This is a genomic window from Paractinoplanes globisporus DSM 43857 (assembly GCF_000379645.1).
Classification (GTDB): domain Bacteria; phylum Actinomycetota; class Actinomycetes; order Mycobacteriales; family Micromonosporaceae; genus Actinoplanes; species Actinoplanes globisporus.
The window spans coordinates 64,093-78,692 of the sequence record NZ_KB903325.1; the positions used below are offsets into that span (position 1 = coordinate 64,093).

The window sequence follows — 14,600 nt, forward strand, 5'->3', positions numbered from 1 at the left end:
GCATAAGGCAGTGATATAAAAATGGGGTGCGGCAGACAACCATCACGGCCGAGGACGCGGCCATCGCGGCCGGTTTCGAGCGCTTCTACGAACTGCTCCGCCGGCTCACCCCACGCTCGGAGCTGAGCCTCACCGCCGCGTCGACCCTGCGCCGCCTCGAGCGCAGCGGGCCGCATCGGCTCTGTGAGCTGCATGCTCCCGAGGGCGTCAGCCAGCCCGCGATGACGCAGCTGATCACCCGCCTGGAGAAGGAGGGCCTGGCCCGCCGGGGCTCCGACCCCGACGACGGCCGGGCCGTGGTCGTCACCATCACCGAGGCCGGTCGCGAGGCGGTCGCCCGCCGGCGCGAGGGGCGCACCCAGGCCCTCGCCGCGCTGCTCGAGCAACTGCCGGTCGAGGAGCACGCCGCGCTGGTGGCGGCCCTGCCCGCGCTCGATCACCTGAGCGACCTCCTCGCATCTTGATCTGAACCCCAAACTTAAAAGGACACTCGCGTGCTCGCTGTGGATCACCCTCGCTACAAATGGGTCGCGCTGTCGAACACCACGCTCGGCAACCTGCTCGCCACGATCAACTCGTCGATCGTCCTGATCTCGCTCCCGGCGATCTTCAAGGGCATCCACGTCAACCCGCTCGACGCCGGCAACGTCAGCTATCTGCTCTGGATGCTGATGGGGTACATGCTGGTCACCGCGGTGCTGGTGGTGACTCTCGGCCGGCTCGGCGACATGTACGGCCGCGTGAAGATCTACAACCTGGGCTTCGCGATCTTCACGATCACCTCGATCATCCTCTCGCTGGACCCGTTCGACGGTGGCGGCGGCGCGCTCTGGCTGATCGGCTGGCGGGTGGTGCAGGCGATCGGCGGCGCGATGCTGATGGCGAACTCGGCCGCGATCATCACCGACGCGTTCCCGGCCGCGCAGCGCGGCATGGCGCTCGGCGTCAACATCGTCTCGGCGCTGGCCGGCTCGTTCATCGGCCTGGTCCTGGGCGGCGCGCTCGCCGAATGGGACTGGCGCTCGATCTTCTGGGTGAACATCCCAGTGGGCGTGCTCGGCACCATCTGGGCGTACCGGTCGCTGCACGACACCGGCGTCCGCCGGCACGCGAAGATCGACTGGTGGGGCAACGCGACGTTCGCCGTCGGCCTCACGTCGGTGCTGGCCGCGATCACGTACGGGATCCAGCCCTATGGCGGTCACACCCAGGGCTGGACGAACCCGTGGGTGCTGCTCGGCCTGATCGGCGGCGTGCTGGTGCTGGTCGCGTTCGGGATCATCGAGTCTCGGGTCGCCGAGCCGATGTTCCCGCTCGGGCTGTTCAAGAACGTCGGCTTCACCACCGGCAACGCGGCCAACCTGCTGGCCAGCGTGGCCCGCGGCGGCCTCCAGTTCATGCTGATCATCTGGCTGCAGGGCATCTGGTTGCCGCTGCACGGGTACAGCTACGAGTCCACCCCGCTGTGGGCCGGCATCTACCTGGTCCCGATGACGATCGGCTTCCTCGCGGCCGGCCCGCTCTCCGGCTACCTGTCCGACAAGTTCGGGCCGCGCCCGTTCGCGGCCGGCGGCCTGCTGGTGATGGCCGCGTCCTTCCTCGGCCTGCTCGCGCTGCCCGGCGACTTCAACTACATGGTGTTCGCGATCCTGATCTTCATCAACGGCCTGGGCGGCGGCCTGTTCGCGGCGCCGAACACGTCGCTGATCATGTCGAGCGTCCCCGCCAACATGCGCGGCGCTGCCTCCGGCATGCGGGCCACCTTCCAGAACGCCGGCATGGTGCTCTCCATCGGCGTCTTCTTCTCGCTGATGGTGGCCGGCCTCGCCAACTCGCTGCCGCACACACTCTCGGCCGGACTCACCGGCCAGGGGGTGCCGGCCGACACCGCCGGCGCGATCGCCCAGCTGCCGCCGGTCGGCACGCTGTTCGCGGCGTTCCTCGGCTACAACCCGATCGGCCAGCTGCTCGGGCCGCAGGTGCTCGGCGCGCTGCCGCCGGCGAACGCGGCCAACCTCACCGGCCTCGAGTTCTTCCCGCGGCTGATCGCCGAGCCGTTCCACGACGGCCTGGTGATCGTCTTCTGGATGGCCATCGGGCTCCTCGTGGTCGGCGCGATCGCCTCGCTCGTCCGCGGCAAGAAGCCGGCCGCGGACGCCGACCAGGAGGCCGCCTTCGTCGCCCGCGAGGCCGAGGTCAAGGCCGAGGTCTCCGACGCGCAGCCGCTGTCCCCGGCGACGGGCGTGGCCGAGCCGATCGACTCGAAATAGACCCTCTCGAAGTAGACCCTCTGGGAGTGGAGGATGCCCGCCGGTTCGGCGGGCATTCTCATTTCTCGGCGGCGTCCACGAGCCGGGTGGCCACCAGGCGGGCGAGTGACGCGGCGCCGGCGTTCTTGTCCATCCGGGCGCCGACCGAGGCGCCGTCGTAAAGGATCATCAGCTGGTCGGCGAGGGCGGGCGCGTCGGCGACCCCGGCGTCCTCGGCGAGCTGGGTGAACAGGCCCCTGGTCCAGGCACGGTTGGCGTTCGAGACCTGCTCGACGGCGCCACCCGCGGCCACCGACTCGGCGCTGGCGTTGTAGAACGCGCAGCCCCGGAAGCCGGGCGTGGCGGTGAGCTCGCCGAGCACGTCGAAGACGCCGAGCAGCCGGTCGCGCGGGTTGTCGAAGCGCTCGAGACCGGCCAGCAGGCGCTTGCGGCGGATCTCGTGCCGGCCTTCGAGGTACGCCCGGACGAGTTCCTCCTTGCTGCCGAAGCTGCTGTAGAGGGAGGCCTTGGCGACGCCGGCCCGCTCGATGATGCGGTCGATGCCGACGGTGTGCACGCCCTCGGCGTAGAAGAGCTCATCGGCGGCGGCGAGCAGGCGCTCGCGGGCCGTGGCCCTCTTGGCCGGCGCGGAAGGTGATGCAGCGGACATGCGTTTGACGATACCAGACAGACCTGTCTACCCTCGTGCAGGCAGACAGACCTGTCTGTTCTCCTGTTGGAGGGAATCGCCAGATGACCACCGTTGCCGAAGCCAGGCCGGCCGTTCGCGGCCGTGCGCGGCTTTCTCACCCGGTCGCGTTCGCGGCGATCGCCGCCGTCTTCGTGACCTTCGCGGCCGCCTCCGCCGCACCGTCCCCGCTGTACGTCGTCTACCAGCACCTCTGGGGCTTCTCGGCCACCACGCTCACGGTGGTCTTCGCGGTGTATGTGGTCGGGCTGATCGGCGCGCTGCTCTCGCTCGGTGCTCTCTCCGACCACGTCGGCCGCCGCCCGGTGCTGGCCGCGGCGATCACGCTCGAGGCCGCGTCGCTTGCCCTGTTCCTCACCGCCGGCGACGTGACCGTGCTGCTCGTGGCCCGCCTGCTGCAGGGCATCGCGACCGGCGCCGCGCTCACCACGCTCGGCGCCGCCCTGGTCGACCTGAACCCGCCGCACGCGCCCGGCCGCGCCGGCCTGATCAACGGCATCGCCCCGGTCGCCGGGCTGGCCGTCGGCGCGCTCGGCTGCGGTGCCCTCGTCCAGTTCGCCCCCGAGCCGACTCACCTGATCTGGGCGCTGCTGCTGGCCGCGATGGTGCTGGCCGGCTACGTCGTCGCCCGGATCCCGGAGACCTCGGCCCGCCGGCCCGGCGCTGTGGCTTCGCTCTCGCCGCGGCTCGGCGTGCCGTCCCGGCTGCGTGCCGACCTCCTCGCGATCGCGCCGATCATCGTGGCCAGCTGGGCGATCGGCGGGCTCTACCTGTCGCTGGGCCCGTCCGTGGCGGCCGGCGTCTTCGGGCTCACCAACCACCTCGTCGGCGGGTTCGTGGTGACCCTGCTCTGCGGCACTGGCGCGATCACCTCGTACGCGATGCGGAAGGTCCCGACCCCGCGCGTGCTCACCGTGGCCGCCGTGCTGCTCACGCTGGGCTCGGTGGTCAGCGTGGCCGGTCTCGAGTGGGAGAGCATCACGCTGGCCGCGGCCGGCACGGTGATCTCCGGCATCGGCTTCGGCGCCTCGGCGCTGGCCTCGTTCGGCACTCTCGCGACCCTGGCGGCGCCGCACGAGCGGGGCGAGCTGTTCGCGGTGGCGCTGGTGATCGCGTACACGGCGTTCAGCGTCCCGGCGGTGATCGCCGGATTCGCGGCGACCTCCTTCGGCCTGCACCCGACCGCCCTGGTCTACGGCATCGCCGTCGCCGTTCTCGGCGCCACGGCCCTCGTGGTACAGCAGGTCCGTAAGCGGTAGTCCGAACAGTTTCTTTCGTGCGCCCCGGCGTGGACGGTCCCGATGCGACCGCCCACGCCCCAGCATATTGGGGCGAATCGGACACGAGAGGGCTGGGATGAGAAGACTTCTGGCGGCGGGCATGACGATCGCCTTGCTGGCGATCGGGGCCGCGGCGACCGAGGCTCAGGCGGATCCAGGACGCCACAAGGCCGGCAATCCGGAGATCAAGTGGGGGCCGTGCACCGACCCGTCGCTGGCGGCGCGCAAGGCCGAGTGCGGCTTCCTGACCGTGCCGATCGACTACCAGAACCCGGGCGGGCCGACGCTCGACCTGGCCGTGTCGCGGATCGAGCACACCGTGCCGGACGCGAAGTACCAGGGCGTCATGCTGGTCAATCCGGGCGGACCGGGCGCGAAGGGGCAGACGCTCGCGGTGATCGGCTCATTGGTGCCCAAGGGCGCCGGCGACGCGTACGACTGGATCGGTTTTGATCCTCGCGGGGTCGGCGCCAGCAAGCCGTCGCTCTCCTGCGACAGCGACTACACCGGGTACCGCCGGCCGCCGTACGTGCCCAGCACCACCGCGATCGAGACGGCCTGGCTCACCCGGGCCGAGAAGTACGCGAAGGACTGCGCGAAGGCCGGCGGACCGCTGCTCGCCCACCTGAAGACGCAGGACACCGTGCGGGACATGGAGAGCATCCGGCTCGCGCTCGGCGCCACGCAGATCAGCTTCTACGGCTTCTCCTACGGCACCTATCTGGGCCAGGTCTACGCGACCAGGTACCCGTCCCGGGTGCGGCGGATGGTCCTCGACGGCAACGTCAATCCGGCCCGGGTCTGGTACGACTCGAACCTCGACCAGGACATCGCGTTCGACCGGAACATCAAGATCTACTTCGCCTGGCTCGCCAAGTACGACCGGATCTACCACCTCGGGCGCAGTGAGCGGGCCGTCGAGCGGCTCTACTACGCGCAGCGGGCCAAGCTGGACAAGGCGCCGGCCGGTGGTGTGCTCGGCTCCTCCGAGTTCACCGACGTCTTCCTGCAGGCCGGGTACTACGTCTTCGGCTGGGAGGAGATCGCGCAGGCGTTCAGCGCGTGGGTCCGCAAGCACGACCCGGAGCCGCTCAAGAAGCTCTACGACCGGAACAACCCACAGACGCCGGGCGCCGACAACGGGTACGCGATGTACCTGGCCGTCCAGTGCACCGACGCGCCCTGGCCGACGAGTTGGACGAAGTGGCTCGCGGACAACTGGGAGGTGCATCGCCGCGCGCCGTTCGAGACCTGGGCCAACGCCTGGTACAACGCGCCGTGCCGCACCTGGCCGGCCGCGCCGGGCATCCCGGTCAGCGTCTCCGGCGAGACCGTGCCGCCGATCCTGCTGATCAGCGAGACGCTGGACGCGGCCACGCCGTTCACCGGCAGCCTCGAGGTGCGCAAGCGTTTCCCGCGCTCGGCGCTGATCGAGGGCGTCGACGGGACCACCCACGCGGGCTCGCTCTTCGGCGACGACTGCGTGGACAACGCGATCGCCTCGTTCCTGGCCACCGGCGTACTGCCGAAGCGGTTGCGGGGTGACCGGTCCGACAAGAAATGCCCGCCGATCCCGCAGCCGAACCCGGCCAACGGCGCCGCCACCGCGAAGCGCGCGAACTCCCTCCAGACCCGCCTCGAGCTGCAGCGGGAGCTCATCGGCCGGTGACGCACCCAACGACCGCCCGGGTGGTGAGTTGTGTTACCACCTGGGTGGCGTTGGGGATGTGCCCGGTATGCTTGATCTCGCGAAGGGGAGTAGCTCCGAACGCCGCGGTCGACATGCTGATCTTTCGAGGTCCGGCCGCGCGGCCTTTCTTTGAGGCGAGCGAGACCTTCGACTTGGCTGTTGATCATCGACGGCCGGGTCGAGGCCGCCCCGCGCCTTCCTCCCGGTCCGAAGCACCGGGAGTTTTTCGTGAATGGTTTCCTCGCCGCGCTGGCGATCAGCTTTGCGGTCATCTTCGTGGCCGAGCTGGGTGACAAGTCGCAGCTCATGGCGCTGACGTTCGCGACCCGGTTCAAGCCCGTGCCGGTGCTGATCGGCATCACGGTGGCCACCGCCCTCGTGCACGCGGTCTCCGTCGGCATCGGTTACGGCCTCGGCGCCACCCTCCCGACCGGCTGGATCTCGCTGATCGCCGGCATCGCGTTCCTGGTGTTCGGCGCGTGGACGCTGCGCGGCGACGAGCTCACCGAGCAGGAGAAGACCAAGGCCAACCGGACGACCGGATCGGCCATCCTCGCGGTCGGCGGCGCGTTCTTCCTGGCCGAGCTCGGCGACAAGACGATGCTCGCGACGATCACGCTGGCCACCCAGCACGGCTGGTTCGGCACCTGGCTCGGCTCGACGATCGGCATGGTCGCCGCCGACGCGCTCGCCATCCTCGTGGGCCGGCTGCTCGGCCGGCACCTGCCCGAGAAGGCCATCAAGTACGGCGCCGCCGCGCTCTTCGCTATCTTCGGCATCTGGCTGATCGTGGAAGCGATCATCAAACTGCGATAGGGGACCAGCCGTGCTGCAGTACCGGGCGGAGCTCGAGGCCGCCGTCACCCTCACCAGCGGCGGGAGCCTGCGGACCCAGGGCCTGCGGATCGACGTGCCGCACGCCGACGTCACCCACGCCGAGATCTCGGCGCTGCTGGTGGCCGCGCTCGGCCTGCGCGACGTCGAGCGGGTCGAGCTCGACTCGGTCCGAGTCTTCGGCGAGCAGGCCGAACCGAGCGGCCACTCGCCGATCCGCCTCGAGTTCGTCGAGCTCAGCCACGTCATCTCGGACGGCATGACCACGTTCCCCGGGGTGCCCGGCCCGGCCATCAGCCCCCACCTGACCTGGGCCGAGTCGCGCTCCCGGTACGCCGAGGGCACCGAGTTCAGCATGGACCGGGTCGACCTGATCGGGCAGACCGGCACCTACCTCGACAGCCCCCGGCACCGCTACGAGGGCGGCACCGACCTGGCCGGCCTGCCGCTCGAGCGGCTCGCCGGGCTGCCGGTCGTGGTGGTCCGCACGATCGGCGAGGGCCGGCGGGCGGTCGAGGCGAGCGACCTCGAGCCGCTGACCGTGGCCGGGCACGCGGTGCTGCTGCACACCGGCGGCGACCGGCACTGGGGGACGCCGGCGTACGCGGAGGACAACCCGTACCTCACCGCGGACGCCGCCGGGCTGCTGGTCGAGCGGGGCGCGGCGCTGGTCGGGATCGACTCGGTAAACCTCGACGACATGTCGGCGGCCGGCGGCGGTGAGCGGCCCGCGCACACAATCCTGCTGGCCGCCGGCATCCCGATCGTCGAGCACCTCACCGGCCTCGAGCAGCTCCCGCCGACCGGCGCCCGGTTCACCGCCGCGCCGCCGCGGATCAGCGGGGTCGGCACGTTCCCGGTACGCGCGTTCGCGACCATGCCGTGGTTCGAGCCGCACGACCACACGCGCTCGGCCGGCTGGCTGCCGACTACGGTTCAGTAATGAATGAGGCGGGCACGGCCGTCGCCATGGCGGCCGTGCAGTTCCAGCGCGGCGACGCTTCGTCCGCCGCCGAGCTGCTCGGCCCGGTCCTGGCGGCCGAGCCGGACAACGTGCGCGCGCTGGTGCTGATGACCCACGCGCAGCTCGCGCTCAAGCAGCCCGAGCTGGCCTTCCGGGTCGCGCATCAGGCGGTGCTGGTCGCGCCGGAGTCGGCCGAGGCGCTCGGCGCGCTCAGCCGGGCGTTCACCGGGCTCGACCGGCACGACGACGCGGTGCGCCTGGCCCAGCGGGCCGCCGAGCTGGAGCCCGAAAACGCGTACCGGCACAACCGGGTGGCCTGGGCGCTGCTGGGCGACGGGCAGCGCGGAGTGGAGGCCGAGCACGCCGCCCGGCTCGCGGTGCAGCTCGACCCGAACGAGGCCGACTTCCGGATCACCTACGCCATGGTGATGAAGCAGCTGGACTACACCGACCGGGCCCGGCAGGCACTGCGGGACGCGCTCGCGCTCGAGCCGGACAACGCGGTGGCCCAGCACGAGCTGGCCACGCTGGACGTCGTGCACCGCAACCCGTTCGCCCTGGGCCGGCTCGCCCGGGGCGCGAGCGGGCTGGCCGGGGCGCTGCGGGCCGACCCGCGGCAGCAGGCCAGCCGGTTCATGCTCGACGTGGCGCTGCGGCGGTTCCTGGTCTACACGGCGGTGCTGCTCGCCGTGCTCGCGTACGTGGGCTGGCGGATGACCGAGTTCTCGGTCGGTGGCGCGCGGGTGGTGGCGGGGGCGGCCGCGCTGGCGCCGATGCTGTTCGCCGCGTACTTCGTCGTGCGCCTGGATCGCTCGCTCCGGGCGTACCTGCTGACCGTGCTCACCCAGGGCCGGCAGCGGATCGCCGCGATCGGCGCCGCAATCTGCCTAGCTCTTCTGCTGGCGTCAACGGTCGCGCCGGCCGGTTCGCTGCCATGGCTGCTCGGCATCGCGGCGATCGGCGGCTTCGCGGTGCGGCTGCTGACCGTCTCGGCGTCGAACGCGCACGTCCGCTCGGCCGGGGTGAACGTCTCGGTCGACCGGGTGAGCATCGTGCTGTGGTGGGTGGTGATCGGCTGTGTGGTCGCCGCGATCGTCCTGGAGATCGACGCGAGCGACGAGGCCTGGTGGTTCTCGGTGGGCGCCCTGCTGCTGGTTCTCACGGCCGTGATCTGCCTCGTGATACTGACGCGCCGCCGCCGGGCCCGTCGGGGGAGGTTCCGCGGAATCCGCTCCTAAAGGGGGCAAATCGCCGAAGATAGTCATGTGTCCGACTTCGCCCAGACCGGCGCACCCGGGGCCGCCGTCGAGCTCGGCATCGCCCGGGCCACGGCGCTGTTCGAGCGGATGGATCCGGCCGAGGCGGTCAGGGCGCTCGAGCCGTCGTTGGCCGCCGATCCGTCGTCGGTCGAGGGCTGGAACCTGATGGCCCGGCTGCGGCTCGCGCTCGACGAGAACCAGGCGGCGCTCGACGCGGCGAACCGGGCGATCGCGCTCGCCCCGGACGACCCGCGCGCGCCGGCCATCGCGAGCCGCGCGTTCAGCCTGCTCGGCCGGCACGAGGACGCGATCACGATGGCGTACCGGGCGGTGGTGGCCGAGCCGGCGAACCCGCTCTGGCACGACCGGGTGGCCTGGGCGCTGCTCTCGGCCGAGCGGCAGTTCGCCGACGCCGAGCAGGCCGCCCGTACGGCGATCGGGCTCGATCCCGGCGAGGCGCACTACTACTTCACGCACGGGCTGGCGCTGGACGCGCTCGGCCATACCGACCAGGCCCGGCAGGCGCTGCTCACCTCGCTGCGGATGGAGCCGGACAACCCGGTGGCCCAGCACCGGCTGGCCGTGCTCAACGGCGAGGCCGCCCGGGAGGCCGCCCCCAGGAAACGCGGCTTCAAGCTCTTCGGCCGCAAGAAGGACTAACGCGTGTAGGCCAGCAGATCGAGGCCGGCCAGCTCGCGCGGCTCGGTGGCCTGCACCAGCAAGCGGCCGTCGGGAGTGAAGACCGACAGCGTCGTCCGCTCGCCGTGCCGGGCGCGCACCAGCAGGTCGCCGTCCGGGGCGAAGTACGTGCCGACCACACTGCCGGCCACCGGCAGCGGAACCACGTCGCCGGTGGCCGTGTCGACCACGGCATCGGCGGTGTCCGCGCCGTCGGCGCCGGTCTCGCCGGTGCTCTGCAGCGGCACGGTCACCCGGCCGCCGGTCGCGTCGACGCTGGTCGGCTTGCAGGCGGCCAGGCCGTCCGGGTTGTCGGCCGGCTGCTTGTCGCCCAGCACCGGCACCGCCGTGTCCGAGCCGCCGGCCGCGACCTTGAGCACGCAGTACGAGGTGGCGTAGACGAGCGCGCTGCCATCGCCCGACCAGCGGAAATGCCGGCCGTCGGCCAGCGTGCCGGCGAGCGGGGTGAGCGTGCCCGAGCCGACCTGCAGGACGGCCGGCGTGCTGGCGTCGACGAGCAGCCGATCGCCGCCGGGCGACCACGCGGGCGGCTGCGCATCGGTGCTCACGCCGGTCGCGACCTGCTCCGGTGGGCCGCCGTCGCGCTCGACCAGCAGGGTGCCGCTCACGGCGTACGCGATGCTGGTGCCGTCGGGCGAGATGCCGACCGGGGAGGGCGCCCGGGGCAGGACGGTCCGGACGGCGCCGTCGGCGGGGGACAGCCGCAGCACGTCGGGGTCGGCGCCCGGCTGCTGGTAGAAGACGTGGCCGGGCAGGTCGGCGAGCGCGCGCGATCGCGGGGTGGCGGTGGACGCGGCGACCCGGGGCTGGTTCTTGCGCCGCGCGGTCGGGCTGGCCTTGGCCGCCGCGTGATGGGTCGGCGCGGGGGAGTGGTGGGCCGGCGGCGGCGCGGTCGTCGGCAGCGGCGCGCGCGTCGCCGCGGCCGACGGGTGCAGCGCGGTCGGCGAGCCTTTCGTCTCGTGCCCGGGCATCCGCCACAGGCCGCTGGCCAGCAGCGCGATCGCGGCCAGGGCGGCGGCGGTGCCGATCGTGGCCTCCCGGCGGGCTATCCGGCGCGAGCGGCGGACCGAGCCGTCGTAGAGGTCGGCCGGCTCGGCCGCGTCGGCCAGATCGTGCAGCGCGTCACGCAGGCGGTCGCTCATCGGTGCTTCTCCGAGGTGAGCACGCCCAGGTCGGGCACGAGCGCGCGGAGGCGCTCGAGGGCGCGGCCGGTCTGCGTCTTCACCGTGCTGACCGAGACGCCGAGCAGCTGGGCGGCCTCGGCCTCGGTGTGGTCCTCGAAGAACCGCAGCACGATCACGGCGCGCTGCCTGGCGGTGAGCGCGAGCAGCGCCCGGCGCAGGGTGAGGCGCTGCACGGCGGCCTCGGCCTCGTCGTCGCCGGCCGGCTCGCTCACGAGCTCGCCGGGCAGAACCTCGGCCACCTTCGGCCGCCGCCAGAGCGAGACCTGGGCGTGATACATGATCTTCCGGGCGTACGCCTCGGCGTTCTCCGGTTTCTCGAGGCGCAGCCAGGCCCGATGGGTACGCGCGAGCGCCTCCTGCACGAGGTCCTCGGCGAGATGTTGATCTCCGGTCAGGAGGTACGCCGAGCGCAACAATGCGTGTGTCCGGGCACGGACGAACTGCGCATAGTCGGCCTCTCGGGCGTCCATGAGGTGTCCGATCGGGGGGTGGTGGGAGACGTGAGCGTACCCACGCGGCTCAAGTACCGCGGTGGTCGTCACGCCTCCCCCCTTCGCCCAAACGATCGCCCCAGCAACCCCGTGGGGCCCCCGCCGTTCGATGCCTCCCCGTGTGGGCACCGGCCGACACATACGAAGACGTGAATTCACCCCTCGGCGGTCGACGGCCGAAAGGTGGATTTCCGAGGTGGCCGAACGGCCATCGAGTCGTTCATCACTTCACGCGGCCGCGGTATTCGATAGCGTCGGGGTGACGCGACTCGAACGGGAGGAACGGCATGGCACGTCCCCGGATCGTGATCGTCGGCGCCGGGTTCGCCGGGTTCGCGGCGGCCCGCAAGCTGGCCAAGCTGTCACACGGCAGCGCCGAGATCGTCATCATCAACCCGACCGACTACTTCCTCTACCTGCCGCTGCTGCCCGAGGTCGCGACCGGCCTGCTCGAGCCGCGCCGGGTCACCGTCTCGCTGGCCACGGCGCTGCCCGGGGTGCGGGTGATCCTCGGCGAGGCCGACGGATTCGACCTGGACGGCCGTACGGTCAGTTACACCGACCCCGAGGGCGGCACCGGCAAGATCGGCTACCACCGGCTGGTGATCTCGGTCGGCAGCGTGAACAAGCTGCTGCCGGTGCCCGGGGTGGCCCAGTACGCCCACGGGTTCCGCAACATCTCCGAGGCGCTCTACCTGCGCGACCACATCACCCGGCAGATCGAGATGGCCGCCAACGCGGCCGACGACGCCGAGCGGCGGGCGCGGAGCACCTTCGTGGTGGTCGGCGCGGGCTACACCGGCACCGAGGTGGCGGCGCAGGGCGTGCTCTACACCAACGACCTCGTCAAGCCCTGGCCCGAGCTGGAGGGCCTGCCGCGCTGGCTGCTGGTCGACACGGCCGACCGGGTGCTGCCCTCGCTCGACCGCCGGCTCGCCGACGCCGCCGACGGGGTGCTGCGCGAGCGCGGCGTGGAGATCCTCACCAGGACGAGCGTGCAGGATGCCGGCCCGGAGGGTGTGCATCTGTCCACAGGGGAGTACGTGCCGACACGCTCGCTTATCTGGTGCGTCGGCGTGCGGCCCGACCCGCTGGTCGACCACGTCGGCCTGCCCACCCGCGAGGGCCGGCTCGTGGTCGACGAGTTCCTGACCGTGCCGGGATACCCCGACGTCTACGCGATCGGCGACGCGGCCGCGGTGCCCGACCTGACCATGCCCGGCGAGCTCACCGGGATGACCGCGCAGCACGCCACGCGGCACGGGACGGCGGCGGCGCTGAACATCGCGGCGTCGTACGGCCACGGCCGGCGGCGGGCGTACAAGCACCACGATCTCGGCTTCGTGGTCGACCTCGGCGGGCTCGACTCGGCCGCGAACCCGCTCGGCGTCGCGATCCAGGGATTCCCGGCGAAGGTGGTCACCCGCGGATACCACCTGTTGTCGATGCCGGGCAACCGGGTGCGGGTGGCCGGCGATTGGCTGCTCGATTCGCTTCTCGGCCGGCATGGCGTCCAACTCGGACTCATTCCCGGAGAAGCGGTTCCGCTGGAAAGTCAATCGCCTGAGTCGTAGCACACACAAACATTTTCCTGAGACTGCGCTGAGAGCGTTAGTAGCGTCTCATTACCCAGCTCAAGTGGCGGTTTTCGATTTCCCCGTGAATACCATCGCGCTTTAAGGGGAGCCTCGGGGAAGGGCGATTCGATGACCGCCGCCGCTGAAACGTCAACTGTCGAAAGGGCCACCGGGATTTCCGGCGGGCCGCATCCGCAGCGCTGGGTGGCGCTCGGCGTCATCGCGATCGCCCAGCTGATGGTCGTGCTCGACGCGACAATTGTGAACATCGCATTGCCCAGCGCGCAGAAGGCGCTGGACATCTCCGACGCCGACCGGCAGTGGGTGGTGACGGCCTACACGCTGGCCTTCGGTGGCCTGCTGCTGCTCGGCGGGCGGATCGCCGACTACTGGGGACGCAAGCGCACCTTCATGGTCGGCGCGATCGGCTTCGCGGCGGCGTCCGCGCTCGGCGGACTGGCGACCAGCGGCGCGATGCTGTTCGCGGCGCGGGCCCTGCAGGGAGCGTTCGGCGCGCTGCTCGCCCCGGCCTCGCTGGCGCTGCTCACCGTGCTGTTCACCGAGGCGCGCGAGCGGGCCAAGGCGTTCGCCGTGTACGGCGCGATCGCCGGCGGCGGGTCGGCGGTCGGCCTGCTGCTCGGCGGCGTGCTCACCGAGTACGCGAACTGGCGCTGGTGCCTGCTGGTGAACATTCCGGTCGCGTTGGTGGCGCTGGCCCTGGCCATCCCGTTGGTGCCGGAGAGCCGGGCGCATGGCGAGACCAGTTACGACGTCCCCGGCGCGATCGTGGTCACCCTCGGCCTCGCCTCGCTGGTGTACGGCTTCACCGAGGCGGCCAAGCCGGCCGAGGGCTGGGGCTCGCCGACCACACTGGCCTTCATCGGCGGCGGCCTGGCGCTCCTCGTGGTCTTCGTGATCATCCAGGCCCGGGTCCGCAACCCGCTGCTGCCGCTGCGCATCGTGGCCGACCGCAACCGGGGCGGCGCGTACATCACGTCGGCGCTGGTGGGCGCCGGCCTGCTCGGCGCGTTCCTGTTCCTGATCCTGTACCTGCAGAACGTGCTGGGCTACACGCCGCTCAAGGCGGGCCTCGCCGCGCTGCCGGTGACCGTGGGTGTGCTGATCTCGGCCGGCGTGGCGAGCAACCTGCTGCCGAGGATCGGCGCGAAACCGCTCATGATCGTCGGGCCGATCCTGGCCGCCGGCGCGATGTTCTCGCTGCGCTTCATCGGGCTGGACACGTCGTTCTGGGTGCACCTGATGCCGGCCGAGCTCTTCCTCGGCCTCGGTCTCGGCTTCACCTTCGTGCCGCTGTCCAGCCTCGCGCTGGTCGGGGTGCCCGAGCACGACGCGGGCGCGGCGAGCGCGGCGCTCAACGCCACCCAGCAGGTGGGCGGCTCGCTCGGCACGGCGCTGCTGAACACGATCGCGACCAGCGCGATCACCGCGTACGCGGTGGCGCACCTGCCGTCGGCCACGAGCCCGCAGGACGGGCAGAAGATCGGGCTGCTCGCCCAGATCGACGGTTACTCGTCCGCGTTCACCTGGGCGTCGGTGATGCTCCTGGCCGCCGCCGTGGTCGCCGCGGTGCTGATCCAGGTGCGCAAGGAGGACCTGCCGGTCGACGGGGCCGTCGCGCACGCCGGTTGAACTGGTCGCCCCGC

At 71.6% G+C, this 14,600-nt stretch carries 13 protein-coding genes; 10 read left to right on the forward strand and 3 right to left on the reverse strand.

Annotated elements, in window-relative coordinates; genetic code table 11:
* The first annotated feature begins 26 nt into the window (after positions 1 to 26).
* Positions 27 to 464 (forward strand): MarR family winged helix-turn-helix transcriptional regulator, encoded by a 438-nt coding sequence (locus A3CQ_RS0136290; protein ID WP_020515866.1) that lies wholly within the window; start codon positions 27 to 29, stop codon positions 462 to 464.
* Between the two features lie 30 nt (positions 465 to 494).
* Positions 495 to 2,270 (forward strand): MFS transporter, encoded by a 1,776-nt coding sequence (locus A3CQ_RS55325; protein ID WP_040433689.1) that lies wholly within the window; start codon positions 495 to 497, stop codon positions 2,268 to 2,270.
* A 58-nt stretch (positions 2,271 to 2,328) separates the two neighbouring features.
* Here A3CQ_RS55325 and A3CQ_RS0136300 read toward each other — a convergent pair whose 3' ends face one another.
* Positions 2,329 to 2,919, reverse strand: coding sequence for a TetR/AcrR family transcriptional regulator (locus A3CQ_RS0136300; protein ID WP_020515868.1), 591 nt, complete (start codon positions 2,917 to 2,919; stop codon positions 2,329 to 2,331).
* 83 nt (positions 2,920 to 3,002) lie between these two features.
* Between A3CQ_RS0136300 and A3CQ_RS0136305 the strand changes: the two genes are divergently transcribed.
* The 6 genes from A3CQ_RS0136305 (at position 3,003) to A3CQ_RS0136330 (ending at position 9,645) form a co-directional block, all read left to right on the forward strand.
* Positions 3,003 to 4,217, forward strand: coding sequence for an MFS transporter (locus A3CQ_RS0136305; RefSeq protein WP_020515869.1), 1,215 nt, complete (start codon positions 3,003 to 3,005; stop codon positions 4,215 to 4,217).
* A 97-nt stretch (positions 4,218 to 4,314) separates the two neighbouring features.
* Entirely contained in the window at positions 4,315 to 5,907 is a 1,593-nt protein-coding gene (locus A3CQ_RS0136310; protein WP_026206597.1) for an alpha/beta hydrolase, read from the forward strand.
* A 249-nt stretch (positions 5,908 to 6,156) separates the two neighbouring features.
* A complete protein-coding gene (locus A3CQ_RS0136315) occupies positions 6,157 to 6,744 on the forward strand; it encodes a TMEM165/GDT1 family protein (protein WP_026206598.1) in 588 nt (195 codons plus the stop codon).
* Between the two features lie 10 nt (positions 6,745 to 6,754).
* Positions 6,755 to 7,705, forward strand: coding sequence for a cyclase family protein (locus A3CQ_RS0136320; RefSeq protein ID WP_020515872.1), 951 nt, complete (start codon positions 6,755 to 6,757; stop codon positions 7,703 to 7,705).
* Entirely contained in the window at positions 7,705 to 8,964 is a 1,260-nt protein-coding gene (locus A3CQ_RS0136325) for a tetratricopeptide repeat protein (protein ID WP_020515873.1), read from the forward strand. Before A3CQ_RS0136320 ends, A3CQ_RS0136325 begins: the two co-directional genes overlap by 1 nt.
* A 27-nt stretch (positions 8,965 to 8,991) precedes the next feature.
* Entirely contained in the window at positions 8,992 to 9,645 is a 654-nt protein-coding gene (locus A3CQ_RS0136330) for a tetratricopeptide repeat protein (protein WP_020515874.1), read from the forward strand.
* Here A3CQ_RS0136330 and A3CQ_RS0136335 read toward each other — a convergent pair.
* Positions 9,642 to 10,826: a TolB family protein gene (locus tag A3CQ_RS0136335; RefSeq protein ID WP_020515875.1), complete on the reverse strand. Its 1,185-nt coding sequence runs from the start codon at positions 10,824 to 10,826 to the stop codon at positions 9,642 to 9,644. The genes A3CQ_RS0136330 and A3CQ_RS0136335 overlap by 4 nt on opposite strands.
* Complete coding sequence (locus A3CQ_RS0136340; protein WP_020515876.1) at positions 10,823 to 11,338, reverse strand: SigE family RNA polymerase sigma factor; 516 nt, start codon at positions 11,336 to 11,338, stop codon at positions 10,823 to 10,825. Before A3CQ_RS0136340 ends, A3CQ_RS0136335 begins: the two co-directional genes overlap by 4 nt.
* A gap of 308 nt (positions 11,339 to 11,646) precedes the next feature.
* On the opposite strand from A3CQ_RS0136340, the gene A3CQ_RS0136345 reads away from it, so the two are divergent.
* Together A3CQ_RS0136345 and A3CQ_RS0136350 are read left to right on the forward strand one after the other, a co-directional pair.
* Entirely contained in the window at positions 11,647 to 12,933 is a 1,287-nt protein-coding gene (locus A3CQ_RS0136345) for an NAD(P)/FAD-dependent oxidoreductase (protein ID WP_020515877.1), read from the forward strand.
* 132 nt (positions 12,934 to 13,065) lie between these two features.
* Positions 13,066 to 14,586: a DHA2 family efflux MFS transporter permease subunit gene (locus tag A3CQ_RS0136350; RefSeq protein WP_026206599.1), complete on the forward strand. Its 1,521-nt coding sequence runs from the start codon at positions 13,066 to 13,068 to the stop codon at positions 14,584 to 14,586.
* The last annotated feature ends 14 nt before the right edge of the window (positions 14,587 to 14,600 follow it).

Bases quoted from the DNA above. Each gene is read 5' to 3' on its own strand.
- A3CQ_RS0136300 (WP_020515868.1), bottom strand. From the start codon at position 2,919: ATGTCCGCTGCATCACCTTCCGCGCCGGCCAAGAGGGCCACGGCCCGC.
- A3CQ_RS0136305 (WP_020515869.1), top strand. From the start codon at position 3,003: ATGACCACCGTTGCCGAAGCCAGGCCGGCCGTTCGCGGCCGTGCGCGG.
- A3CQ_RS0136310 (WP_026206597.1), top strand. From the start codon at position 4,315: ATGAGAAGACTTCTGGCGGCGGGCATGACGATCGCCTTGCTGGCGATC.
- A3CQ_RS0136325 (WP_020515873.1), top strand. From the start codon at position 7,705: ATGAATGAGGCGGGCACGGCCGTCGCCATGGCGGCCGTGCAGTTCCAG.
- A3CQ_RS0136335 (WP_020515875.1), bottom strand. From the start codon at position 10,826: ATGAGCGACCGCCTGCGTGACGCGCTGCACGATCTGGCCGACGCGGCC.
- A3CQ_RS0136340 (WP_020515876.1), bottom strand. From the start codon at position 11,338: ATGGACGCCCGAGAGGCCGACTATGCGCAGTTCGTCCGTGCCCGGACA.
- A3CQ_RS0136345 (WP_020515877.1), top strand. From the start codon at position 11,647: ATGGCACGTCCCCGGATCGTGATCGTCGGCGCCGGGTTCGCCGGGTTC.
- A3CQ_RS0136350 (WP_026206599.1), top strand. From the start codon at position 13,066: ATGACCGCCGCCGCTGAAACGTCAACTGTCGAAAGGGCCACCGGGATT.